General features: G+C 72.6%; 20 protein-coding genes and 1 riboswitch. Of the genes, 10 read left to right on the forward strand and 10 right to left on the reverse strand.

Annotated features, from left to right (window positions below):
* Positions 1-23: 23 nt before the first annotated feature.
* Complete coding sequence (locus MRBLMI12_RS07290; RefSeq protein ID WP_349425422.1) at positions 24-542, reverse strand: hypothetical protein; 519 nt, start codon at positions 540-542, stop codon at positions 24-26.
* A gap of 137 nt (positions 543-679) precedes the next feature.
* Here MRBLMI12_RS07290 and MRBLMI12_RS07295 point away from each other — a divergent pair, with 137 nt between their 5' ends.
* A complete protein-coding gene (locus tag MRBLMI12_RS07295; protein WP_363355199.1) occupies positions 680-1,405 on the forward strand; it encodes an aminoglycoside 3'-phosphotransferase in 726 nt (241 codons plus the stop codon).
* Complete coding sequence (locus MRBLMI12_RS07300) at positions 1,402-1,908, forward strand: SRPBCC domain-containing protein (RefSeq protein WP_363355201.1); 507 nt, start codon at positions 1,402-1,404, stop codon at positions 1,906-1,908. The genes MRBLMI12_RS07295 and MRBLMI12_RS07300 overlap by 4 nt, the downstream gene beginning before the upstream one ends.
* A gap of 422 nt (positions 1,909-2,330) precedes the next feature.
* Here the strand turns inward: MRBLMI12_RS07300 and MRBLMI12_RS07305 are convergent, their stop codons facing one another.
* From MRBLMI12_RS07305 to MRBLMI12_RS07315, 3 genes are all read right to left on the reverse strand, one after another.
* A complete protein-coding gene (locus MRBLMI12_RS07305) occupies positions 2,331-3,137 on the reverse strand; it encodes an energy-coupling factor transporter transmembrane component T family protein (RefSeq protein WP_363355203.1) in 807 nt (268 codons plus the stop codon).
* Positions 3,134-4,651, reverse strand: a complete 1,518-nt coding sequence (locus MRBLMI12_RS07310) for an ABC transporter ATP-binding protein (RefSeq protein ID WP_363355205.1) — start codon at positions 4,649-4,651, stop codon at positions 3,134-3,136. The genes MRBLMI12_RS07305 and MRBLMI12_RS07310 overlap by 4 nt, the downstream gene beginning before the upstream one ends.
* Positions 4,652-4,653: 2 nt before the next feature.
* A complete protein-coding gene (locus MRBLMI12_RS07315) occupies positions 4,654-5,298 on the reverse strand; it encodes an ECF transporter S component (protein WP_363355207.1) in 645 nt (214 codons plus the stop codon).
* Positions 5,289-5,400, reverse strand: a riboswitch (TPP riboswitch). It overlaps the preceding gene by 10 nt.
* A gap of 37 nt (positions 5,401-5,437) precedes the next feature.
* On the opposite strand from MRBLMI12_RS07315, the gene MRBLMI12_RS07320 reads away from it, so the two are divergent.
* Positions 5,438-7,162, forward strand: coding sequence for a D-alanyl-D-alanine carboxypeptidase family protein (locus tag MRBLMI12_RS07320; RefSeq protein ID WP_363355209.1), 1,725 nt, complete (start codon positions 5,438-5,440; stop codon positions 7,160-7,162).
* A 42-nt stretch (positions 7,163-7,204) separates the two neighbouring features.
* Here MRBLMI12_RS07320 and MRBLMI12_RS07325 read toward each other — a convergent pair whose 3' ends face one another.
* The 3 genes from MRBLMI12_RS07325 to MRBLMI12_RS07335 are packed head-to-tail and all read right to left on the reverse strand — an operon-like array spanning position 7,205 to position 9,895.
* Positions 7,205-7,621: an RbsD/FucU family protein gene (locus tag MRBLMI12_RS07325; RefSeq protein ID WP_363355211.1), complete on the reverse strand. Its 417-nt coding sequence runs from the start codon at positions 7,619-7,621 to the stop codon at positions 7,205-7,207.
* A gap of 14 nt (positions 7,622-7,635) precedes the next feature.
* The gene (locus tag MRBLMI12_RS07330; RefSeq protein WP_363355213.1) at positions 7,636-8,613 is read right to left on the reverse strand and encodes an aldo/keto reductase; all 978 of its coding nucleotides are present in this window, start codon (positions 8,611-8,613) and stop codon (positions 7,636-7,638) included.
* On the reverse strand, positions 8,600-9,895 hold the full coding sequence (locus MRBLMI12_RS07335) for an enolase C-terminal domain-like protein (RefSeq protein ID WP_363355215.1): 1,296 nt from the start codon (positions 9,893-9,895) through the stop codon (positions 8,600-8,602). Before MRBLMI12_RS07335 ends, MRBLMI12_RS07330 begins: the two co-directional genes overlap by 14 nt.
* 135 nt (positions 9,896-10,030) lie before the next feature.
* Between MRBLMI12_RS07335 and MRBLMI12_RS07340 the strand changes: the two genes are divergently transcribed.
* A complete protein-coding gene (locus tag MRBLMI12_RS07340) occupies positions 10,031-10,891 on the forward strand; it encodes a fumarylacetoacetate hydrolase family protein (RefSeq protein WP_363355217.1) in 861 nt (286 codons plus the stop codon).
* On the forward strand, positions 10,888-11,646 hold the full coding sequence (locus MRBLMI12_RS07345; protein ID WP_363355219.1) for an SDR family NAD(P)-dependent oxidoreductase: 759 nt from the start codon (positions 10,888-10,890) through the stop codon (positions 11,644-11,646). Before MRBLMI12_RS07340 ends, MRBLMI12_RS07345 begins: the two co-directional genes overlap by 4 nt.
* A 241-nt stretch (positions 11,647-11,887) precedes the next feature.
* Here the strand turns inward: MRBLMI12_RS07345 and MRBLMI12_RS07350 are convergent, their stop codons facing one another.
* The gene (locus tag MRBLMI12_RS07350; RefSeq protein ID WP_363355221.1) at positions 11,888-12,736 is read right to left on the reverse strand and encodes an amidohydrolase family protein; all 849 of its coding nucleotides are present in this window, start codon (positions 12,734-12,736) and stop codon (positions 11,888-11,890) included.
* Between the two features lie 74 nt (positions 12,737-12,810).
* Here MRBLMI12_RS07350 and MRBLMI12_RS07355 point away from each other — a divergent pair, with 74 nt between their 5' ends.
* The gene (locus tag MRBLMI12_RS07355) at positions 12,811-13,491 is read left to right on the forward strand and encodes a FadR/GntR family transcriptional regulator (RefSeq protein WP_363355223.1); all 681 of its coding nucleotides are present in this window, start codon (positions 12,811-12,813) and stop codon (positions 13,489-13,491) included.
* 291 nt (positions 13,492-13,782) lie between these two features.
* On the opposite strand, the gene MRBLMI12_RS07360 is transcribed toward MRBLMI12_RS07355, so the two are convergent.
* Positions 13,783-16,263 carry a X2-like carbohydrate binding domain-containing protein gene (locus MRBLMI12_RS07360; protein ID WP_363355225.1) on the reverse strand — a complete coding sequence of 827 codons (2,481 nt, stop codon included), beginning with the start codon at positions 16,261-16,263 and terminating at the stop codon, positions 13,783-13,785.
* A gap of 106 nt (positions 16,264-16,369) precedes the next feature.
* Positions 16,370-18,595, reverse strand: a complete 2,226-nt coding sequence (locus tag MRBLMI12_RS07365; RefSeq protein WP_363355227.1) for an alpha-galactosidase — start codon at positions 18,593-18,595, stop codon at positions 16,370-16,372.
* Positions 18,596-18,731: 136 nt separating this feature from the next.
* On the opposite strand from MRBLMI12_RS07365, the gene MRBLMI12_RS07370 reads away from it, so the two are divergent.
* The 4 genes from MRBLMI12_RS07370 to MRBLMI12_RS07385 are packed head-to-tail and all read left to right on the forward strand — an operon-like array spanning position 18,732 to position 24,444.
* Positions 18,732-21,143 (forward strand): glycosyl hydrolase family 95 catalytic domain-containing protein, encoded by a 2,412-nt coding sequence (locus tag MRBLMI12_RS07370; protein WP_363355229.1) that lies wholly within the window; start codon positions 18,732-18,734, stop codon positions 21,141-21,143.
* The gene (locus MRBLMI12_RS07375; RefSeq protein ID WP_363355231.1) at positions 21,133-22,110 is read left to right on the forward strand and encodes an acetylxylan esterase; all 978 of its coding nucleotides are present in this window, start codon (positions 21,133-21,135) and stop codon (positions 22,108-22,110) included. Before MRBLMI12_RS07370 ends, MRBLMI12_RS07375 begins: the two co-directional genes overlap by 11 nt.
* A 42-nt stretch (positions 22,111-22,152) precedes the next feature.
* Positions 22,153-23,319: an ROK family transcriptional regulator gene (locus tag MRBLMI12_RS07380; protein ID WP_363355233.1), complete on the forward strand. Its 1,167-nt coding sequence runs from the start codon at positions 22,153-22,155 to the stop codon at positions 23,317-23,319.
* 36 nt (positions 23,320-23,355) lie between these two features.
* A complete protein-coding gene (locus tag MRBLMI12_RS07385) occupies positions 23,356-24,444 on the forward strand; it encodes a mandelate racemase/muconate lactonizing enzyme family protein (RefSeq protein WP_363355235.1) in 1,089 nt (362 codons plus the stop codon).
* The last annotated feature ends 18 nt before the right edge of the window (positions 24,445-24,462 follow it).

A 24,462-nucleotide genomic window follows, 5' to 3' on the forward strand; every position in this document is an offset into this window, starting at 1 on the left:
AGGCTAGTCGTGCCGCCACACGGTCACTCGATGAGCGGCCTCCGCACCCGTACCAGCGTGGCGATGCGATCGAGGAGTTCCGCGGGGCGCGCCAGCAGCACGCGCGCCTCGGGCCGATCGGTGAGGTACTCGGCCAGTCGTGTGGTCGCACGCGCCTCGGCGCGACGGTACCCCGAGAGATAGTGCTGAGTGACGCCCCATTCGATGTCGGCGCCGGCGGTGCCGACGCGCACCGGGAAGGTCGGCGTCTCGGCTCCCTCGACGAACGAGCCGCCGCCGCTGAGGAGCCCCTCCAGCAGCGGCCCGACGGAGTCGCCGATCGCAGGGTGGGGCCACAGCGTCGTCGGCGGCTGCACCGTGAGCAGGCGCACCGCGTCCCACGGCATGAAGCCGCCCGGCGAGTCCCCCAGCCAGGGCGCAAGTCCGCCGGGGGTCAACCGCACGTGCCGGGCGGCGGCATCGCCGATCGCCAGCGCCGCCTCCGGCCCCTCCAGAGCCGTGAGCGGTCCTCGGCGGCGCGTGACACGTGTGGTGGCGGACATGACCTCATCCCATCATGCGGCCGGCGCACGCTCCGCCGCTCGAGTTGAATCCCTTCCCGCTCGCCTGTCACAAACGGTCCGCTCACACCGCGAAACGTGACGGGCGAGCGGAACCGGCAGGCGGGCAGGATGGGAGCGTGTCGATCCCCGCCGAACCCGTGCCCGTGTCCGAGACCGTCGTGCGGCTCGCGCGCGGCGCCGCGCTCACGCCGGTCTGGCGGAACGACTACGGCGGCATGACGTTCCGCACCGACGACGGCCGCTTCATCAAGCACGGTCCGCGCAACGCCGAGACGTCGTTCGCCGGCGAGGCCGCGCGCCTGGCGTGGGCGCAGCCGCACGCGCGGGTGCCGCTCCTGCTCGAGGTCGGCGGCGACGACAGCCACGAGTACCTCGTCACGGCGGCGCTCCCGGGGCTCTCCGCCGTCGACGCGCGCTGGGTCGCCGAGCCCGCCACCGCCGTCCGCGCCGTCGGCGAGGGCCTGCGTGCCCTGCACGACGCGCTGCCGGTCGCCGACTGCCCCTTCGACTGGCGCGTGCCCTCCCGCATCGCGAACGCGGCCGGCCGCGGCATCCGCGTTCCCGAGGCCCTGCGCGAGCCGCCGCCGGTCGACCGGCTCGTGGTCTGCCATGCCGACGCCTGCTGCCCCAACACGCTCATCGGCGACGACGGCCGCTGGAGCGGGCATGTCGACCTCGGAGCACTCGGCCTCGCCGACCGCTGGGCCGACATCGCCGTGGCGTCGATGTCGACGGCGTGGAACTATGGCGAGGGATGGGAGGACGCCCTCATCGAGGCGTACGGTGTCGAGCCCGACCGCGCGCGCCTGTCGTACTACCGAGAGCTGTGGAACGCGACATGACCGAGATCACCGGCAACGTCTGCAAGATCGACGGCCATCCGAACCTCGTGATCCTGCGGCGCTTCCGCGCGACCGCCGACGAGATCTGGCGCGAGCTCACCGAGTCGGCGCGGCTCGAGCGCTGGATCGGCCGCTGGGACGGCGACCCGTCGAGCGGGCACGTCACGTTCTACATGACGGCGGAGGCCGAGGATGCCGCGGGCGAGGAGTACACGATCCTCGAGTGCGACCGGCCCCGGCGCTTCGCCGGCGACACGTCGGCGGCCGGAGGTGCCTGGCATCTGTGGTTCGAGCTCGCCGAGGAGGCGCCGGGCGACACGATCCTCACGTTCGGCCAGCGGCTGAACCCGGGCGAGGACGTCGGCTCGATCGGTCCGGGCTGGGAGTACTACCTCGACCGGCTCGTCGCCGCGCAGGCCGGTCTCGACGCCGGCTCCGTCTCGTGGGACGACTACTTCCCCACCCTGCAGCCCGCCTACGAGCGGCTCGTCGCCGCCGACTGACGCGGCGCACCGCGCTCGCCCGTCGTCCGGGCCTTTCGTCTCTGCGTTTCGACTCGCAAGCTCGCTCAACGACCGGGGGAAGGCTCCGGTCGTTGAGCGAGGAGCGCCAGCGACCCCGGGGGGGCTCCGGTCGTTGAGCGAGGGAGCGCCAGCGACCGGGGGGGGGGAAGGCTCCGGTCGTTGAGCGAGGGAGCGCCAGCGACCGAGACGAAACGCGCCGAACCTCGCTGCAGCGCCGCTCCGAGTGAGGCGTGCGGTGCGCACGTTCTGCAGTCCGGCAAACGCCGGTTCCGGCATCCCAGAACCCGCGAAACCTGGACCTCACCGCGCCGGGGTCGGCACGCGCGCGCGGTGCGGTCCGGAAAGCGCAGCATCCGGCATCCCAGACACCGCGGAACCTGGACCGCAGGAGCCGGCCCGACTCAGGACCACACGAACCGGAACGTGCCGGCGGCGACCGCGGCGGCGATCGCCACGGCCATGATCGCGGCGGCGCCGAGCAGCGCCACCAGGTCGCGGGGGTGGAGCCGCGAGGGACGTGACCACGTGCGCGGGATGCCGGAGCCGAAGCCGCGCGCCTCCATCGCCATCGCGAGCTTGGTGCCGCGCCGCACGGCGAACACGAGCAGCACGAACGCCATGGAGAAGAAGCGCCGGATCGCGCCGCTGTCGCCCACGCCGCGCGCGCGGCGCGCGAGGCCCATGCTGCGCCAGTCGTCGAGGAAGAGGCCCAGCGTGCGCGTGCCGGCGAGCACCCCGAGCACGAAGCGGCTCGGCAGCTTCGCGACCTGCGCGAGGGCGTCGGCGAGCTCGGTGGGGTCGGTGCGGCCGAACAGCAGGATCGTCGGCAGGGCGAGGGCGAGCACGCGCAGGCACACCGCGACGGCGAGAGCGATCGAGTCGTCGCTGATCGTGGCGTACCAGAACGACCAGTAGACCGTTCCGCCCGGCTCGGCATACAGCAGCATGCTGATGCCCGCGACAGGGGCGAAGACGAGGATCGGCAGCATCCGCATCAGGACGGTCATGGCTCCGAGACCGGTCAGCGGGATGCAGGCGAGCTGCAGCGCGATGGCCACGAGGGCGCTCGTCACGTCGATCGACGCGAGCAGCGCCACCGACAGCAGCAGCGCGAGCACGATCTTGGTCACCGGGTTGACGCCGTCGAGCCAGGCCGCCCGCTCGGCACCGACGTCATGCGCGTCGGTACGGGCGTCGACGGCGGTCACGACCGCACCCCCACCGGCCGCGAGCGCCTGGGTGCGCCGGATGGGGCCTCCGGGACTGCGGGCCCCGCACCGAGATCGATGCGGTGGCCGCCGAGATGGTGCAGCACGTCTTCGTCGTGCGTGACGGCGACGACGGTCGTGCCGGCGGCGATCTCGGACTGCAGCAGCTGCACGAGCTCGATCCAGCCGCGGCGGTCCTGGCCGAACGTCGGCTCGTCGAGCACGATGACGGGCGGTGCGTCGGCGAGCACGGTCGCGACCGAGAGCCGGCGCTTCTGTCCCCCCGACAGCGTGAAGGGGTTCGCGGCGGCGAGCGGCGCGAGGTGCAGTCGCTCGAGCAGCTCGTCGACGATCAGGCCGACGGCGTCCGCGGCCACGCCGCGCGAGCGCGGCCCGATCGCGAGCTCGTCGCGCACGGTCGAGGCGAGGAACTGATGCTCCGGCTCCTGGAACACTGTGCCGATGCGGGTCAGCAGCTCGCGCGAGGACCACCGCGACGGGCGGCGGCCCGAGCGGCCGGCGAGCTCCGGCGCCGCGACGACCTCGCCCGCCGCCTCGGGCAGGAGCCCCGCGAGCGTCAGCGCGAGGGTGGACTTGCCGGCGCCGTTGGGCCCGGTGATCACCGTCGCCGCCCCGCGCGGCACGCTGAGATCCAGCCCCGCCCGCACGACGGTGCGGCCATCGCGGGAGATCGAGAGAGCGGATGCCGCCACCGCCGCCGCGGCGGCGGCCGGCGCCGCGGGCAGGACGGGCAGGTCGACGGGGCGACCCGGCACCCACACGCCCGCGGCGGCGAGCTCCGCACCGTGACGGGCGAACACCTCGGCCGGAGTGCCGTCGGCGAGGAGGCCGCCGTCGGCGCCGACGACGAGCACACGGTCCATCAGGTCGGCCCAGACGGCCGTGCGGTGCTCGATCACCACGAGCGTCGCCCCCGTCTCGGCGAGAGCGTGCTCGATGCTCGCGCGCACCTCGCGGACGCCGTCGGGATCGAGATTCGCGGTCGGCTCGTCGAGCAGCAGCACGCCGGGTCGCATCGCGAGCACGCCGGCGAGCGCGAGCCGCTGCTTCTGCCCGCCCGACAGCGCCTTCGTCGGCCGCGCGAGCGGGACGTCGAGCCCGACGGCCTCGAGCGCCTCGGCGACGCGGGCGGGGATCTCGGCCGCCGGCACCCCGAGGTTCTCGCAGCCGAAGGCCACGTCGTCGCCGACCTTCGACAGCACGACGCCCGAATCGGGATCCTGCAGCACGAGCCCGACGCGCCCGCGGTGGGCCTCCGGCCGCTCGCCGTCGATCAGCAGCGATCCCGTCTCATCGCCCTCGTCGGCCCCGCCGAGAAGGCCCGCCATGCCGGCGAGGAGCGTCGACTTGCCGGCACCCGAGGCACCGAGCAGCAGCACGCGCTCCCCCGGCTCGATCGTGAACGACACGTCGCGGACGGCGGGCGCGCGCCGGCCTGCGTAGCGCCATCCCCAGCCGTCCGCCGTGAGGCGGGCCGGACGGGTCGAGGCCATCGTCAGACCTCGCGGCGCGCTTCGCGTCCTGCCGCGAAGCGGTTGAGCGCACCGGTGGCGGCGAGCCCGCGGACGGCGAGCCAGCCGACGACACCCGCGAGCACGGCACCCGAGACGACGAGCGAGACGAGGTAGATGACGTTGAACTCGAGCGTCTTCAGGATGTTCGGCGAGCTGCCGTAGAACAGCTCGAACACCCAGGCGCCGGCGGCGGCGCCCGCACCGGCCAGCATCGCGACAGGCAGGGTGAAACGGCGGTAGAGGAAGAGGGCGAAGATCAGCTCGGCGCCGAGACCCTGGACCAGGCCCGACAGCAGGGTGGACACGCCCCACACGTTGCCGATGAGCATCGACACGATCGCGGCGATCACCTCGACGAGGAGTGCCGCACCGGGCTTGCGGATGACGAGACCGCCGATGACGCCGCCGATCAGCCAGATGCCGACGGCGAGTCCGCCGAGGCCGGGCGTCAGGCCGTCCATGGCGATGAACCAGGCGTAGCCGACGGTGTTCCAGGCCCAGAAGACGAGGCCGATGGCGACGCCGAGCACCGCCGCGACGACGATATCGACGACTCGCCAGCGCAGGCTGCGGGGGCCCGAAGGGGTGGCCGCAACGGGGGTGGATGCGGACGCGGACGTGTGCATGTGAACTCCTCCCTGCGCCGGCATGATCCGGATCAGGTTCGACGGTCGAAGCGTGGATCGCTTCCTCTCAGCCCGGCTCACCGGACTCCCGTGGTTATGGCGTTGAGTATACCGCCGCGATGACGGGTATTTTGAGGGGGTGACTCCGGACGACACCCCCGTGCCCACGCGTCGCGCGCGCCGGGCGCAGACCGGTGCCGTGCCGACCCCGGCTTCGGCCGGTGCCCCGGAAGGCGGCATCCTGACCGTCGCCACCGGTGAGGCTGACATCGTGCACCCGGGCAGCACCACCGCCCCCGTCGATGTGCCCACCGTTGCGCCGACCATCGCCACGGTGCCGCTCGGCGACAGCCCGACGGCGATCGCGCCGACGATGCCCCTGTTCGATTCGGACGCGCAGACCGGGCCGGTCATCCCCGGGCTCCTTCCCGAGCCGTCGGTCCCCGTCGCCACCTGGGATCCCGCGGGCCACGACGCCCTCGCCGACGTCCCGGTCGCCGAGGATGCGCGCCCCGCGGCGGGCGGCGGACGAACCGCGCTCGCGTGGGTCGATGAGACGGCCGTGGGCCTCGGCGCCGCTCCCGGCGATCTGACCGCCGCGGCCACCCCCTACGTCACGGTCGACGCCGACCTGCTCTCCGACGCGCCGCGGCGCTCGCCGCTGCGCGCCGGCGTCGTGGTTCCCACCCTCGCGATCGCGGCCGTGCTCGGCGCGTATGCGGGGACGACGCTGCTGTGGCCGCTGCACGCCGTCGCACCCACGGTCACCGCCATGGAGGTCCAGCCGGTCGCGGCCCCCGCCGCGGCGCCGGTGTGGCCCGCGCAGGGCAGCGCGGCCGAAGCGGTCGGAGGCATCTCGGGGACACTGGCCACGACGGCGGATCCCGACTCCATCGCCAGCGTCACCAAGCTCGTGACCGCCCTGGTCGTCCTCGAGGAGATGCCGCTCGCGCTCGGCGAGCAGGGTCCCGAGTACCGCTTCACCTCGGCGGATCGCTCCCGCTACTGGCAGTACCTCAGCAACGGCGAGTCCGCGCTGAACGTGCCCGCCGGCGGCTCGCTCACCGAGTACCAGATGCTCGAGGGCATGCTGGTCGGCTCGGCGAACAACTACGCCGACCGCCTGGCGCAGAGCATCTGGCCGTCGGATGCCGTCTTCGCCTCGGCGGCCTCGTCCTGGCTCTCCACGCACGGCGTCCCCGGTGTGACCGTCTACGAGCCGACGGGGATGGACCCGCGCAACACCGCGAGCCCTGAGACCCTCGTCGTGCTCGCGCAGAAGGCCCTCGCGAACCCGGTGATCGCCGAGATCGTCGCGAAGCAGTCCGTCGACCTGCCCGGTGCCGGGCTCGTCGAGAACACCAACGGGCTGCTCGCCGACCCGGGTGTCGTGGGCCTGAAGACCGGGACGCTCGACTCCTGGAACCTGCTGTCGGCGAAGGACGTCACGATCGGCGACACGACGGTGCGCCTCTACGCGTCGGTGCTCGGACAGCCCGACGACGAGAGCCGTCTCGCCGCGTCCCGCGCGCTGTACGCACAGCTCGAGAGCGAGCTGCAGCTGAAGCCCTCGGTGACGGCGAACACCGTCGCCGGACAGGTCGAGACCCTGTGGGGCGACGAGGTGGACATCGTGACGTCGGGCGACGCGTCGGTGGTCCTGTGGAACGGCGGCAGCGGCACCGTCGCCACGACCTACCACCTCGGCGAGAGCCGCGATGCGGGCGACGCGGTCGGCTCCCTCAGCGTGACCGGACCGCTCGACGACACCACGGTCGACCTGCAGCTCGCCGCCGACATCACCGACCCGTCGCCGTGGTGGCGGCTGACGCACCCGCTGGACCTGTTCGGCCTCAACGGCTGAGACCGCCGCCGTTCACCTGGCGGACGGTCAGCCCGGGGAGGGTCAGCCGGCGGACGGGTGCCCGACGACGCCCTTGCGCAGCAGCGCGTTGCCGTACTTGCGGGTCTCGCCCGTGCGCAGGATGAGGTACGCGCGCTTCGCCTGCTCGTAGTACTCGAACCGGTCGACGTAGCGCGGGGCATCCGTGCCTGCCGCGGCGGCGAGCTCGCGCTGCACGTCGAGCACCTCGCCGTCAGCCGACGCCATGAGGTCGAGCGCGGGCGCATCGTCGAGCGGCAGCACCGTGCGCACGGCGGCCACCACCTCGGGCGTGGTCGTCCCGGGCAGGTCCACGACGCGCGCGCCGATCGCCCACGCCGGAAAGTGCGCGTCGGCGATCACGACGGCGTCGGAGTGGCCCATCCGGTCCAGGTGCAGCAGCAGCTCCCCCGTCAGCAGCGGGTGGATGCCCTCGAGCATGGGATTCCCTTTCGTCAGCGGATGAGGCCTTCGGCGGCCAGATCGTCCCACAGGCCGCCCGGGATGTCGACCTCCATGAGCTCGGCGTTGCGGCGCAGCTGCTCGGGTCGGCTCCCGCCCACGACGACCGAGCGGACGGCCGGGTCCCGCAGCGCGAACTGCACCGCGGCGGCCGGCAGCGGCACGTCGTGAGCGCGGCAGACCGCGACGATGCGCTGCAGGTGCTGCCACAGCGGCTCCGGCATCCGTCCGTACTCGTACCGGTCGTCGCGCGTGGGCTCGTCCTTCGCCAGCAGACCGGAGTTGAAGACGGATGCCGCGACCACGCCGGTCCCGCGCTCGTGGCACGCCGGCAGCACCTCGTCGGCGGCCGGCTGCTCGAGCAGCGTGTAGCGGCCAGCGATCATGATGAGGTCGAGATCGGCGCCGCGAACGCCCGCGGCGAGCGCGTCGGCGGTCATCGAGCCGATGCCGATGGCGTCGACGGCGCCCTCCGCCCGGAGCTGCTCGAGAGCCGGGAAGGCCTCCTGCAGCGCGAGGTCGAGGTCGTGGCGCTCGGGGTCGTGCAGGTACAGGATATCGATGCGGTCGATCCCGAGACGTTCGAGCGATTCGTCGAGGCTCGCGCGGATGCCGGCCTCGGAGAAGTCCCACTCGCGGCGCAGCGTCGTGCGCACGTGGAAGTCCGCGGCGAGGTCCAGTCCGCCGTCGTCGTCGGGGTTCGGACGCAGCAGCCGCCCCGCCTTCGTCGAGATCACGAACTCGTCGCGGGGCTTCGTCCGCAGGAACGCGCCGAGCCGCCGCTCCGAGAGACCGAGGCCGTAGTGAGGGGCGGTGTCGAAGTAGCGGATGCCGCTCTCCCAGGCCGCATCGAGGATGGCCCACGCCTGATCGTCGGTGAGCTCGCGGAAGAGGTTGCCGACGTTCGCCGCGCCGTAGCCGAGGCGCGTCAGCGCGGGGGCGTCGGAGCCGGTCGGGTCAGGCCGCGGCATCCGTGCTCCCGAACTCGTACGCGGCGCGACTGGCCGCCTTCATCTCCATGCCGATCCCCGGCGCGAGCGGGGCGCGGTAGACGCCGCCGTGCACGTCGGTCGGCACGACGAAGTGCTCGTGCAGGTGATCGACGTACTCGATCATGCGGCCCTCGCGGCTGCCGCTCACCGCCACGAAGTCGAACATCGACAGGTGCTGCACCGCCTCGCAGAGCCCCACGCCGCCGGCGTGCGGGCACACCGGCACACCGAACTTCGCCGCGAGCAGCAGGTTGGCGATGTTCTCGTTGACGCCGCCGACGCGCGCGGCGTCGATCTGCATGACGGCGATGGCGTCCGCCTGCAGCAGCTGCTTGAAGATCACGCGGTTCTGCGCGTGCTCGCCCGTCGCCACGCGCACCGGCGCGACGCCCCGGGCGATCTCGGCGTGGCCGAGCACGTCGTCAGGGCTCGTGGGCTCCTCGATCCAGGCGATGCCGAACTCGGCGAGCGCGTTCACCCACGCGATCGCCTCCGACACCTCCCAGCGCTGGTTCGCGTCGATGGCGATCGGGAAGTCGGGTCCGCACACCTCGCGGGCGACGCGGAGGCGGCGGACGTCGTCGTCGAGGTCGGCGCCCACCTTGAGCTTGATCTGGCCGAAGCCGTCGGCGATCGCCTCGCGGCACAGCCGCGCGAGCTTCTCGTCGGAGTAGCCGAGCCAGCCGGGGCTCGTCGTGTACGCCGGGAAACCCGTGGCGAGGAGCTCCTGCTCGCGCTCGGCGCGGCCCGGCTCGGCGTCGCGGAGGATCTGCAGGGCATCCGCGGGCGTGAGGGCGTTCGTGAGGTAGCGGAAGTCGACGAGGGCCACGATCTCTTCGGGGCTCATGCGCGAGAGCAGCTGCCAGAGCGGGAGGCCTGCACGCTTGGCCTTGATGTCCCACAGCGCGTTGACGACCGCGCCGATCGCCATGTGCATGACGCCCTTCTCGGGGCCGAGCCAGCGCAGCTGCGAGTCGCCGATGAGCTCGCGGTTGGTCGCGCCCATGTCGTCGAGGAGCAGCTCCACCTCGCGGCCGACCAGATGCCCGGCGAGCGCGTCGAGCGCCGCGACCTGCACGTCGTTGCCGCGCCCGATCGTGAACACGAAGGCGTGCCCGCTGACGCCGTCGGCGGCATCCGTCACGATCCGGAGGTACGCGGCGGAGTAGTCGGGATCGTGGTTCATCGCATCGGAGCCGTCGAGGCTGAGCGAGGTGGGGAATCGGATGTCTGTCGTCTCGAAGGCGACGATGCGGCTCACGGGGCGGTCTCCTGCAGTTCGCGGTCCGGAAGTCGAACCGCTCGCAGTGTAAACATCCGATGTCTATACTGTCAATCACGCCCCGCGGGCCGCGACGGCATCGACGCCGCCCCGCACGGAGAATCCAGGAGAGCAATGAAGTTCGCGCGCCTCGGCGAGTCCGGTAGCGAGATCCCCGTCGTCCTCGACGGCGATCGTCGCCTCGATCTGCGCCCGCTCACATCCGATGTCGACGGCAGCTTCCTCGCCGACGATCCCGTCGGCCGCACGTCCGCCGCGATCGCCGCGGGGCTCCTGCCCGAGCTGCCGGGCGCCGACGCGCTCCGCATCGGCGCCCCCATCGCGCGGCCGAGCGCCGTCGTGTGCATCGGCATGAACTACGCCGCCCACGCCGCGGAGTCCGGGGCGACCCCGCCGAGCATCCCGGTGATGTTCCTCAAGACCCCGAACACCGTCGTCGGTCCGAACGACGCCGTCACGATCCCCCGGGGCAGCGAGAAGACCGACTGGGAGGTCGAGCTCGGCATCGTCATCGGACGCCGCGCCGCGTACCTGGACTCCCCCGCGCAGGCGGCGGACCACATCGCCGGCTTCGTCACCGCCAACGACGTGTCGGAGCGGACGTTCCAGCTCGAGGTGTCGGGCGGGCAGTGGTCCAAGGGCAAGTGCGCGCCCGGGTTCAACCCGACCGGCCCGTGGCTGGTCACGCCCGACGAGGTCGACCCGCAGGCGCTGCGGCTGCAGAGCCGCGTCAACGGCGAGCCGCGCCAGGACTCGTCGACGGCCGACATGATCTTCCCGGTCGACCACATCGTGTGGCACCTCTCGCAGTTCCTCACGCTCGAGCCTGGCGACCTCGTGCTGACCGGGACCCCGCAGGGCGTCGCCCTGTCGGGGCGCTTCCCGTATCTCGCACCGGGTGACATCGTCGACATCGAGATCGAGGGTGTGGGCGCCCAGCGCCAGGAGTTCGTGGCATGGGAGGCAGCACGATGACCGGACAGCTGGACGGACTCGTCGCCGTCGTCACCGGGGGCGCCTCGGGCATCGGCGCCGCGATCGCAAGCGCACTGGCCGACGAAGGCGCCGAGGTCGCCGTGCTCGACCGCGACACCTCGGGCGCCGACCCGCGGTTCGCCGCGTTCGCCGCCGACGTGTCGGACCGCGCCGGCGTCGAGGACGCGATCGCTGCCGTGGCCGAACGGTTCGGCCGCATCGACATCCTCGTCAACAACGCCGGCATCGGCGCGCAGGGCGACGTCGCCGCGAACGACGACGACGAGTGGGCGCGCGTGCTGTCGATCAACGTCACGGGGATCGCGCGCGTGAGCGCCGCGGCGCTGCCGTGGCTGCGGCAGTCGCCCGCCGCGGCCATCTGCAACACGTCGTCGATCGCCGCGACCGCGGGCCTCCCGCAGCGCGCGCTGTACAGCGCGTCGAAGGGGGCGGTGCTGTCGCTCACCAGGGCGATGGCGGCCGACCACCTGCGCGAGGGCATCCGCGTCAACGCCGTCAACCCGGGCACAGCCGACACCCCGTGGATCGGCCGCCTGCTCGCCAGCGCGCCCGACCCGGCTGGAGAGCGCGCAGCGCTTGAGGCCCGGCAGCCGCACGGGCGCCTCGTCTCGGCCGACGAGGTCGCCGGCGCCGTGCTCTACCTCGTGAGCCCCCGCGCCGGCTCGACCACGGGCACCTACATCGAGGTGGACGGCGGGATGTCGCCCCTCCGCCTCCGCCCGGCCGGGTCCTGAGGCCCGCGCGGTTGCCCCGCGGGTCAACCCGGCCGGGTCCTGAGGCCCGCGCGGTTGCCCGCGGGTCCGCCCGTGCATCCGCGTCAGCCCGTGCGTCCGCGTCAGCCCGCAGCTCCTGACCCCGTCGTCTCTCCGCTCACTTGCGCTGAATGTACGCGAAACGCCCGCCGAGCCGTACGTTCAGCGCAAGTGAACGCCCGGAGACTCCGTGGAGCGGCGACGGGGTGGGCGGGTGGGGCGCTCAGGCGAGGCGATAGACCCGCTCGGCGTTCGAGGCGAGCACGGCCTCGCGGTCGTCCTCGCCGAGCCGGTCCGTGACCCACGACGACACGGTCTCGACCCAGCGGCCATACGGACCCGAGACCGGCCAGTCGCCGCCGAACAGGAGGCGGTGCGGGCCGAAGGCGTCCAGTGCGACGTCGAGGAACGGGCGCAGCTGTGCGGCGGTCCACTCTCCCTGCGACTCCGCGGGCAGTCCCGACAGCTTGCAGACGACATTGTGACGCCGGGCGAGCCTGTGCAGCTCCGTCGCCCACGGCGTGCCTTCTGCGGGGGCCGCGGCATCCGCCGATCCGACCGGCGGCTTGCCGAGGTGGTCGAGCACGATCGTGAGCTCGGGCACCGCATCGGCCAGGGCGATCACGTCGGACAGCTGGCTCCAGCGCACGCACGCGTCGAACGTGAGACCGGCCGCCGCCACCGCCCGCGCGGCGTCACGGAAGCCCTGCGCCGCCGAGAAGCCGTCGGGCTCGGACTGCAGCAGGCGGCGCACCCCGACCACGAGCGGTCTGCTCTCGTACGCCGCGAGGTGCTCGTCGGTCGCTGCGGGGTCCTCGAGCGGCGCGCGCGCGACGATGCCGCGCAGCGGCACGCGCGGTGCCAGCGACGCGACCCAGTCGACCTCGGCGACCGACTGCTCCGGCGTGCACTCCGCCTGGACGAACACGAAGCCGAAGTCGTCGTCGGGCGCGTCCTGCAAGGCGAGATCGAGCTCGTCGGGTCCGAATGATCGGAGCAGCGGTCCCTCCAGCCACTCGTAGGTCAGGACCTCGGGGTCCCAGAGATGGAGGTGTCCGTCCACGACTCGCATGCCTCCATTGTGACGCCGACGCGTCCTTGCCGCGGCATCCCGACCGGATGACATCCGATGTCTATGATGGGCGCGTGGCCGTCACCGACGAAGCGATCGAGAAGATCAAGGACATGATCGTGCGCGGCGAGCTCGCCCCCGGGTCGCGCCTGCCTCCCGAGAAGGATCTCGCCGAGCGTCTGGGCCTCTCGCGCAGCTCTATGCGCGAGGCCGTGAAGGCTCTCGAGGTCATCCGGGTGCTCGACGTGCGGCGCGGCGACGGCACGTACGTCACGAGCCTCGAACCGAAGCTGCTCCTCGAGGCGATCTCGTTCGTCGTCGACCTCCACGACGACGACTCGCTGCTCGAGATCTTCGCCGTGCGCCGCGTGCTCGAGTCGCATGCGACCGGTCTGGCGGCGCAGCAGGCGGACGAGGACGACGTCGCGACGCTGGATGCCGAGATCAGCGGCGTCGCCCCTGACACCGACATCGAGTCCCTGGTCGAGCACGACGTGCGCTTCCACAGCGCCATCGCGCGACTCGCCGGCAACGACTACCTCGCCAGCCTGCTGGACAGCCTCACCAGCCAGACGGTGCGAGCGCGTGTGTGGCGAGGGCTGACCCAGGAGGGCGCCGTCGAGCGCACCCTCGCCGAGCACCGGGCGATCCTCGACGCGATCGCCGACCATGACATGGAGCTCGCCACCTCGATCGCCCAGGTGCACATCGCGGGCATCGAACGGTGGCTGCGCCAGGCGCGCGACCGCGCCTGACCTCCGTCGAGAGCATGCGCTCTCGCCGAACGCGGGCGACCCGCGCCGGAGGCCGGCGGCTGACGGCCGTCGCCCCCGCCGACAGCGCACGCTCTCGCCGAACGCACACGTCACGAACGTGAACGTCGTGCGCTCTCGGTGAGAGCCCACGATCTCAACGAGGGCACGGCATCCCCGCCCGATACCCCCGCGACCACGCCTGACCCAGCGCGACCGGCCTGAGCCCGGGCGACGGGGCGCCCGCCCCGCCACCCGGACTCCGACGTCAGCCGGTCACGTACGACTCCGACGTCATCTGGTCACGTACGACAGGGCGTCGACGCGCAGCACGTCGCCCGACGCCTTCACGAGCCGCAGCGTGTGCTCGCCCTTGCCGAGGCCGTCCTGCGAGAAGACCTCGCGCTGTGTGATCCGCGCGGCGCTGTGCAGGTCCACGGTGTCGACCAGCGCACCGTCGAGGTAGACCTCGACCTCGCCCTGGTCGGGGGCGGTCGGGCCGGTCACCGTGACGGCCGTCCCCTGGAAGGTCAGTTCCACGGCGGCGTCGTCGTCCTCGGTCCAGTGGACGTCGTCGCGCAGGTCGCCGCGGAACCGGAAGTCGAGGGCCGTGTCGCCGTCGGGAAGCGTCGACAGGTACGACGCGCTGACGGTGACGGCATCCGCTTCCACGGTGTAGTCGGTCCCGCTCTTCAGCGCGGTGCCGTCGCGGTAGATGCCTTCGAGCTCGCCCGGGTCGCGCAGGATGCGGACCGTCGCACCGGCGGGCGCCGCACGGTCGAACACGACCGCGCCGACGTCGATCAGACTCTGCTGCACCACGTCGAGGCGGTCGAGCAGCATGAACTGCCCCGACTTCTTGACCACGCGGATGGTGTGGCTGCCGTCGGCGAGGTCGCGCACGCTGTACACCACCTGCTGCACGCCGCGATCCTGTGCCGGGTCGAGATACGTGTCGACGGTGTCGACCAGCACGCCGTCGAGGTAGACCTCGGCCTCACCCTGCGATGAGTGGGTCTCGGTCACCCAGTCGATCCCGGTGCCGACGAACGTGTACTCGAACGCGGCGCCGTCGGCCTCGGCGTAGTGGACGTCGTCCTGGTAGTCGCCCAGCCCGCGGCCCGTGCTGTGACCCCAGTTGCCGCTGTAGGCGATCGCGGAGTCGCTGTCGTTGACGGCCACGACGTTCGACGCACCGGGCTCGGGCGCCGTCCCGCCCTGCGACGAGTCGTACGACGACACGGTGAGCGCCTGCGAGGTGGCCACGATCTCCTTGCCCGCGTTGCGGGACCATTCGCCCTCGTACGACAGACGCGCGTCGTCGTCGTTCAGCGCGATCTCACCGCCCTTGGCGGGCGTGACGGTGAACAGGCGCGTGCCGTGCACCGGGACGTCGTCGGCGGTGAACTCGCCGTCGAAGCTGCCGAGGTTCTTCTGCGCCCAGAGGTCGCGCACCTTCGCGGATCCCTGCAGGCCCAGGTCGGCGAACGACACCTTCATGTCGGCGTCCGTCCGACCGAGGTTGAACAGCGCGACGGTGACCGACCCGTCGGGGTTCATGGCGTACCAGGTCTGCTGCTTCGTCGCCGTCGACACGGGGTGGGCGGGGCGGCCCGCCTGGTTCACCGCGATGACCTCAGGGTTCGTCAGCAGCTCGATGCCGTAGTCGTCGAGCCGCGTCATGTCGTTGCCGACGTACATCGGCGCGGCCGCGACCGCCCAGAGCGTCGTCGCCGTGCGCCGCTCGTCGCGCGTCAGCCCGTCCATCGAGCCGTTGCCCACGTTGAGCGAGTCGAAGTCGTTCCAGCCGCGATCCGGTCCCGCGAAGCGCCACCAGTCGGCCGCACGCGGGAAGAGGCGGGCGATGTTGTCCCAGGTGGTGAGGGCCTCGTCGCCGCAGTAGCACTCGACGTCCCACTCGACGCGCCAGCCCTGGGCGTGCTCTGCCCAGTAGTCGGCGTAGCGGATGTCGAGCGCCCACGAGAGCTCGAACCAGATGCCGTTGCGCTCGAGCGCCTGCGACCAGGCCGCGACATCGTCGCGGGCATCGAGGGAGAGGTCGCCGATTCCCGACCCGGGCGTGACGCTGTCGAACTTGAGGAAGTCGATCCCCCACTCGCCGAACATGTCGGCGATCGAGTCCACGTACGCCTGGGCGCACGGGTTCGCGAAGTCGAGACGATAGCCGATGTTCCAGTAGTCCGCCTGCTGGATCGGCTGCTTGACGATGTCGCCCGTGGAGCAGTCGGGGGCGCCGTAGATCGGCAGGTCGGCCTCGTACACCTCGGGCGAGATCCCGGGGATCGCGTAGAGCCCGACCTTCTGGCCGTTGCCGTGGATGTGGTCGATGACGGCCTGCAGCCCGTTCGGGAACAGCGTCGTACTGGGCGTCGGGCGCCCGTACTCGTCGGTGCCACCGTTCCACGCGGCATCGATGTTGATGTACTCGTAGCCCGCCGACTGCAGCTTCTCGTGCATGGCGTCGGACTGGGCGATGATCTGGTCGGCGGTGATCCAGGTCGATCCGCTGCCCGAGTACACCTGCATGCTGTAGCTGCTCCAGCCCATGTAGGGCCGGGCGCCGAGCTCTTCCTCGGGCGCCGGCGCCGCGGCGGCGGGCGCCGCGGCGGCGGGCGCGGTCGTCGCCGGGGAGACGGATGCCTCCGCCGGCGGTGCCGCATACGCCGCCGTGGCGCCGAGCCCGAGGGTCAGCGCGCCGACGGCGAATGCCGCGAGCCGGCGTGGCCGGCGGGCATGGCGATCGTAGGTGTCCATGGTTTCCTCTCTGCGGTGGGTTCGACGGTGAACCCCGCGCGCGTGCCCTGGCCCCAGTGGCCGCTGTACGCGCAGGTTCCCAGAAGGTGGAGCGGACGTCAGCGGCTCATGGGAGCCTCTCGACATCGAACAGCAGCGCCTGCTGCGGGTTGAGGGTGGGAAGCGGCACGCCGGCGACGCCGAGCACCGACCCGGGCAGCTCGATGCCGCCGTCCAGCGCCAGACGCATCCAGTCCGGATCCGACACCTCGTGGCGGCTGGCCGGGCCGAGCTCCGACCTCACCCGCACGCGATAGACCGATCCGGCGTCGAGCCCGGGGAAGCGCACCCGGCCGCTCTGCCCGTCGGCGGACGTGGCGAGGCGGGTCCAGGTGAACAGCGCCCGCTCCCCGCCGGCCGCGACGATGCCGGTGAGCATGGTCGCGTCGTCGGCGAGGTCGGCGTTCACGACGTCGCCCGTGTGGATGAGCTCGCGCAGCTCCCGGTACAGCGCCGCCCAGGCGGTGATGGTGTGCAGGTCTTCGGCGCCCGACACCGTCAGATCGGTCTCGATGCCCGCGTGCGCGGTGAGGGCGACGGCGAGCCGGAACGACAGGTCGGTCTCGCGCGAGGTGGTGTGGGAGCGGCGGGCGCCGAGGTGCGAGCCGATGAGCTCGGGCGGCACCAGGAGGCGCGTCCAGCGCTCGATGCGCGCCCGCTCCACCGGGTCGTTGCAGTCCGACGCCCACACGCGGTCGGTGCGGTCGAGGATGCCGAGGTCGACGCGGCCGCCTCCGCCCGAGCACGTCTCGATCTCGAGGCGCGGGTGGCGGGTGCGCAGCTCGTCCAGCAGCCGGTACAGGGCGAGCGTCTGCTCGTGCACGAGGGGCCGGTCGCCGCCGTCGCGGCGCGCGACGGGTTCGACGAGGTCGCGGTTGTGGTCCCACTTGAGGTAGTCGATGTCGTGCTCGGCGACCAGCGCGCTGATGCGCTCGAGCACCAGTGCGTAGGCGTCGGGATTGGCGATGTCGAGGACGTGCTGGTTGCGGGCGGTGGCTCCGGCGCCCTGGCCGGGGGCGAGCACCCATTCCGGGTGGTCCCGGGCGAGGTCGGAGTCGGGGCTGATCATCTCGGGCTCGAACCAGAGTCCGAACTGCATGCCGCGCTCGCGCACGGCGTCGACGAACGGCCCCAGCCCGTCGGGCCACACCCCCTCGTCGACGAGCCAGTCGCCGAGCCCGGCGTTCGCGTCCCGGCGCCCGCGGAACCACCCGTCGTCGAGCACGATCCGCTCGACGCCGACCTCGGCGGCGCGGTCGGCGATCTCGACGAGGCGGTCGAGATCGTGGTCGAAGTAGACCGCCTCCCAGGTGTTGAGCACCAGCGGGCGGGGCGTCGCGGGGTGACCGCGGCGAGCGCGGAGCCGGCGGTGGAATCGGGCGGAGAGCCCGTCGAGCCCGCGGTCCGACCACGTGAAGAGCACGGTCGGGGCGTCGTAGCGCTCGCCGGGCTGCAGCACCACCTCGCCCGAGCGCAGCAGCTCGCCGGCGCCGATGACGCGGGACTGCGCCCCGGCGCCCTCGGGAAGCCGCTCGGCGAGGTACTCGCCGTCGCCGCTCCAGGCGAGGTGAACGCCCCACAGCTCGCCGTGCGCGAAGCCGAAGGCCGGCGTGCCCGCGACCAGGAGGAACGGTGTGTCGTGGCCGGGCTTTCCGCGGCGCGCGCGGCGGGCGTGCGTGCCGAACGAGAAGGGCAGGCGCTGCGGCGCACGCTCGCGGCACCACTTGCCGGTGAAGTCCAGGAGCTCTCCCGCGCGGTCCGGCACGGGCACGAGCGCCCGCAGCCCGTCGACCAGATACGCGGATGCCGCTTCCGCCGGGTTCTCCACCGACAGGTCGACCGACAGCACGCCGGCGGCATCCAGCCGGTAGGTCAGCCGGGCGCGCGTGCCGGCCACGGCGTCGTCGAAGCGGAGCGCGATGCGTCCGCCGCCGTCGCGTGCGGGTTCGATGTCCACGTCCACGAGCCGCGGGCGCGGGGTGGTGGCGGTGCCGCCGCGGTGGCCGGCCTGAGCGGGGGTCCCGGCCCAGCCGTCCTGCTCCGTCGGCCACACCGAGAAGAGGCGAGGGACGTCGGGCGAGTTGTTGAGCACGGCAGGCACGGATGTCGCGCGCAGTGCGTCGATCCCCCGCGGGTCCAGGGCGCCCAGATCGGCGCCCCAGTGCAGCACGCGGGGCATGGCGCCCGCGAGATCCACGACCAGCGCAGTCCCTGCCGCTCGCAGCGTGTGGACGGCTGCCGGCACGGCTTCCGTGGCCGGCAACGTCTGGACGGCGCCTTCACCGTTGACCATTCGAACTCCTCCATCGAGTTTCTTGACATCGGTAATTAATCACGTTTACGCTGGCGTCGCAAGCAAAGATCCGAGGTCTGCAGGCGAGGTCGCCACGGACACTCGCGATCTCGGACACCGACGACCGAGGATCGAGATGAGCGACACCCTGCGACTGTCGTGGAGCGCCCCCGCCGATCGGTGGGAGGAGGCCGCACCTCTGGGCAACGGCCGTATCGGCGCCATGGTCTTCGGCGGCGCGACCGGGCGGTACGCGCTCAACGACGCCACCGTCTGGTCGGGTACCCCCGACGGCCCACCCGCGGCGCTGCGCGACGTGCTCGCCGGCGGCGCCGGACCCGAGCGGCTCGCAGAGATCCGCGCGGCACTCGACGCCGGCGACGTCCGCACCGCCGAAGCCCTGCTCATGTCGTTCGAAGGCCCCTACTCGCAGGAGTTCCTCCCGCTCGGCGACCTCGCGGTCGAAGTCGCCGGCGCGACCGCCGTGACCCCGGCGCGCATCCTCGACCTCGACGAAGCCGTGCTGACCGAGACACTGCAGGTTCCCGGCGGCACCGTCCGCCGGCGCTCCTGGGTGTCGGCGCCCGCACAGGCACTGATCGTCGAGCTCACCGCGGACGTCGAGTTCGCGGCATCCCTCTCGCTATCGACACCCCTCCGCGGCACCGCGAACGGTCTCGGTCTCGACATCGAGATCCCGGTCGACGGGGCACCCCTGCACGAGACCTCGGTCGAGCCGCCCCTGCGGTACGCCGAGGCCGACACCGACTTCGACGCCTTCGCGGCCGTCGCGGTCGCGCTGGACACCGACGGTTTCGTGGATGCCGCGCCTGCACGCGCGGCCGTCCACGGGGCTCGCCGGCTGCTGATCGCCCTCTCCACATCGTCCCGCGCCGAGTTTTGGTGGGCCGACGCGGACGGGGAGTGGCGGACCGCCTCCCGCGAGGCGGTCCGGGACCGTGCCATACAGCGCGCGGATGCCGCGGCACACCGCGCACCGTCCGCGCTGCTCGCCGAGCACATCGCCGATCGTCGGCGCCACGCTCGGGCACGGTTCGCGATCGGCGGTCGACGGGAAGGCACGTGGGACATCGACCGCGACATCCTCCACACCGGCGACGCGCAGCTGAAGGCGACGATCGCCGCCGAGTTCGGCGCGTATCTGCTCGCCTCGTCGTCCCGGGCGGGTGGGCCGCCCGCGAACCTGCAGGGCATCTGGAACGACCAGCTGCGTCCTGCGTGGTCGTCCAATTACACGATCAACATCAATACGCAGATGAACTACTGGGCAGCGCCCGTGCTCGGCCTCGACGACGCGTCCGAGCCGCTGCTCGCGCTGGTCGAGCATCTCGCCCGCACCGGTGCCGACGTCGCGCGCGAGCTGTACGGCGCCCGCGGCTGGGTGGCGCACCACAACTCGGACGTGTGGGGCTGGAGCCTTCCGGTCGGCGGCGGCCACGGTGCGCCCAGCTGGGCGATCTGGATGATGGGCGGCGTGTGGCTCACCCACAACCTGTGGGACGCGTACGAGTTCGGCGGAGACCTCGAGCTGCTTCGCTCCCGCATCTGGCCGGTCATGCGCGGCGCCGTCGAGTTCTGCCTCGACTGGCTGGTGCCCGGTCCCGACGGGATGCTGCGCACCTCGCCGTCGACGGCGCCCGAGAACTCCTTCATCGGACCCGACGGCGGGTCCACCGCGATCGGGCTGACGGCGGCATCCGATGTCTTCCTCATCCAGGCGCTCTTCGAGCGCGCCCTCACGGCCATCGATGCGCTCGGTGCCGACGACGACCCGCTCACGGCCGAGATCGATCGCGCGCTGGCCGCGCTCGCCCCGGTGGGGATCCGCTCCGACGGCCGGCTGAGCGAGTGGTCGGCCGAGGTGGTCGAGGTCGAACCGCTGCACCGGCACCTGTCGCCCCTCGTCGGCATGTATCCGCTCGACACCCTCACGCCCGACCGCGATCGCGAGCTCTTCGAGGCCGGCGTCCGCCTGCTCGACGCGCGCGGCTCCGGAGCGATGGGCTGGTCGTGGGCGTGGAAGATCGCGCTGCGCGCCCGCATCGGCGACGGCGATGCCGCCGCGGCGCTCCTGGACGAGGCGCTCGCGCCGTTCGACGGCGACGCGACCCGCCACGGACCCGTGGACGGGTCGGAGTGGGGCGGCCTGCTGCCCAACCTCTTCAGCACCCATCCCCCGTTCCAGATCGACGGCAATCTCGGCTTCCCGGCCGGCATCGCCGAGATGCTGGTGCAGAGCCATGACGGCGTCGTGCGGCTGCTGCCCGCCCTGCCGTCCACGTGGACCGACGGCGACGCGCAGGGACTCGGCGCACGAACCGGCCTCGTGGTCGACCTGGCGTGGCGCGACGGCGCGCTGGCGTCGGCGACGCTGCGCAGCATCCGCGGGGGCGAGCGCGACGTGATCGTCGACTGCGCGGGCGGCCGCGCGGTGGTCCGGGTACCCGCCGACGGGACCGTCGACGTGCCGGTGGACGCGCTCACCGACGCCGCCGGCCTCGCGATCGGGGTGCTCCGTGCGCGGTGAGCTCACCCTCGTCGACGAGCCCACCACCCAGACCGAGCCGCCGGACTTCGACCGGTTCTGGGCCGACACCCTCGGCGAGACGCGGCGCCACCCGCTCGACGTCACCGTCGAGCCGCGGGATACCGGCCTCGCGGTCATCGACGTGTTCGACGTCACATTCCGCGGCTTCGGGGGCACACGGATCCACGCCTGGCTGCGCGTCCCGCACGGCGCGACGGCGCCGCTGCCCGGCCTCGTGCAGTTCTTCGGCTACGGCAACGGCCGCGGCCACGCGCTGCGCGACCTGCGCTGGGCGGCCGCCGGCTACGCGCACCTCGTGGTGGATGCCCGCGGCCAGGGCCACGGCGACACCGACGACGACCACCCGGACGGCGGACCTTCCGCCGGCGGGTTCCTCACCCGCGGCATCCGCTCGCCCTACGAGTACTACTACCGGCGGGTGTACGCCGACGCCGTGCGGGCCGTCGAGGCGCTGAGGTCTCTCGACATCGTCGATGAGGCCCGCGTCGGAGCCGTCGGCGCGAGCCAGGGCGGCGGGATCGCGCTGGCGATCGCGGGACTCGTGCCCGACCTCGCGGTCGCGATCGTCCAGGCGCCGTTCCTGTGCGAGCTGAATCGCGCGGCCCGGCTCAGCGTCGAGCACCCGTACGCCCTGCTGACCCAGCACTTCGCCGACCGGCGCCTCGACACGGCCACCGCCCTCGACACCCTGCGGTACTTCGACGGCGTGAACCACGCCACGCGCGCCACCGCGCCGGCCCTGCTGAGCACCGGGCTCCGCGACGGCATCGCGCCCCCGGCATCCGTGCTCCCCGCTTTCACGGCCTACGCCGGACCCAAGCAGGTGGTGCTGTGGCCGTACAACGGCCACGAAGCGGGCGGCGACCTCGACGAGGAGAACGCGCTCGAGTTCGCCGCCGCGCACCTGGCACCGCTCCGACTCACCGCCGGTCGCCCCAGCGCCTGACCCGCGGACTCGCTACCGTATCGACTGAGACCGAAGGAACCGATGGATCACGACACCGCTGCGCGCACGACGCTCATCCGTTCGGCGTCGGAAGCAGGCTCGAGGGTGTTCGCCACCATCCTGACCCGCAGCCCCATCAGCCGCATCGACATCGCCCGCCAGACCGGACTGTCGCAGGCCGCCGTCACCAAGGCGGTCTCGCCTCTCGTCGCCGCCGGTCTCGTCGACGCCCCGCCCGCGACCCACCGCGACGGAAACCCCGGTCGCCCCGCAGCGCCGGTGTCGATCGTCCCCGATGCGATGGTGCTGCTGGGCATCAAGGTCAACGTCGACGAGGTGATCGGCGTAGCCACCGATCTCGCCACGACGGTGCTCGCCGCCGAGACCCGGCCGCTGGCCGCGCACGATCCGGGGTCGGCGGCGGAGGCGATCATCGAGGTGGTGCGCCGTCTCGAAGACCGCCTCGGCGACAAGCGCGATGCCATCGCCGGCGTCGGCGTCTCGGTGTCGGGCGACGTCGACACCTCCACCGGCGTCGTCCGGGAGTCGGCGATCATGGGGTGGGCGGACGTCGACTTCGGCGGGCTGCTGCAGGAGCGGCTCGGCCGGCCCGTGACACTGGAGAACGACGTTCACGCACTCACCGTCGGCGAGCACTGGTTCGGCGTCGGCCTCGGCATGGAGTCGTTCGCGATCGTCACCATCGGCCGCGGCATCGGCAGCGGCCTGCACCTGAACGGGCAGGTCGTCACCGGCGCGTTCGGGGTGTCCGGCGAGATCGGCCACCTGCCGCTCGCCGACCCCGCGCGCATCTGCTCGTGCGGACGCCGCGGCTGCGTCGAGGCCGTGGCCTCCACGGCCGCGATCGCGGCCACCGTGTCGGCCGCGCTCGGCCGCGACGTCGACATCGAGGAGGCGGTCCGCCTCGCGCACGCGGGCGACCCGGCCGCCGAGGCCGCGTTCCGCGAGGCAGCCAGTCTCATCGGCACCGCGATCGCCACGCTGGTCAACCTCGCCGGCCCTGAACTCGTCATCATCGGCGGCGAGGGAGTGTCGAACTTCGACCTCTTCGAGAAGAACCTGCGCGACGCCTTCGACGCCCACGCGTTCGGTGCCGCTGCCCGCTGCCGCATCGTGACGCGGCCGCACACCTTCCAGGACTGGGCCCGCGGCGCCGCTGCGGCCGCCATCCAGTCGCTCGTCCGCTGACGCCGCGCCGCGGCATCCGTCCTTCCCGGAGAAGCCATGCCCGTCATCACGCGCGCTCGCGCCATGCTCGTCGACATCCCCGTCGAGACCGTCCGCACCGACGCGGTGCAGTCGTTCGTGAAGCAGGAGACGATCCTCGTCGACCTCGAGACCGACGACGGCACGCCCGGACGCGGCTACTCGTACACGATCGGCACCGGCGGCCGCGCCGTGCTGTCGATGCTGCGGGACCACCTCCTGCCCGCGATCATCGGGCAGGACGTGCGCCGCCCCGAGGCGGTCTGGCGGCATGCGTTCTCACAGACCCGCGCCACCACGGTGGGCGCCATCACCTCGCTCGCGCTCGCGGCGATCGACACGGCGGTGTGGGATGCCGGATGCCGGCGCAATGGAGAGCCGCTCTGGCGTGCCGTCGGGGGCAGCGATCCGGAGGTGCGGCTCTACGACACCGAGGGAGGCTGGCTGCACATCGACCCCGACACCCTCGTCACCAACACCGTCGCCGCACGCGACGGCGGCTGGCACGGCTCCAAGCTCAAGGTCGGCTCGCCCGACCCGCGCCGCGATGTCGAGCGCCTCGCCGCCGTGCGTGCGGCCGTCGGGCCGGGCTACCCGCTCATGGTCGACGCGAACCAGGGGCTCACCCTCGCCGATGCGCGCGCTCTCGCCCGCGCGATCGAGCCGTCCGGGATCTCCTGGCTCGAAGAGCCGCTGCCCGCCGACGACGTGTCGGCGCACGCCCGCCTCGTGGAATCGACATCCATCCCCATCGCGGTCGGCGAGTCGCTGTACTCCGTCGGGCAGTTCAAGGAGTACCTCGCACGCGATGCCGCCACCATCGTCCAGCCGGACGTCGCGCGTGTCGGCGGCATCACGCCGTGGCTGAAGATCGCGCACCTCGCCGAGGCGTTCAACGTGCCGGTGTGCCCCCACTTCCTCATGGAGCTGCACGTCAGCCTCGTCGCCGCGGTGCCCAACGGTCGCATCGTCGAGTACATCCCGCAGCTGCGCGCCGTCACGACCGCCGACCTCGCGGTGACCGGCGGTCGCACGACCGCCCCCGACGAGCCCGGCATCGGCATCTCATGGGACGACGACGCGCTCGAGAACCTGCGCGTGCTCTAGCCCGAGCCGCGACACGAC

The organism is Microbacterium sp. LMI12-1-1.1 (assembly GCF_040676455.1).
In the GTDB taxonomy this organism is placed as follows: domain Bacteria; phylum Actinomycetota; class Actinomycetes; order Actinomycetales; family Microbacteriaceae; genus Microbacterium.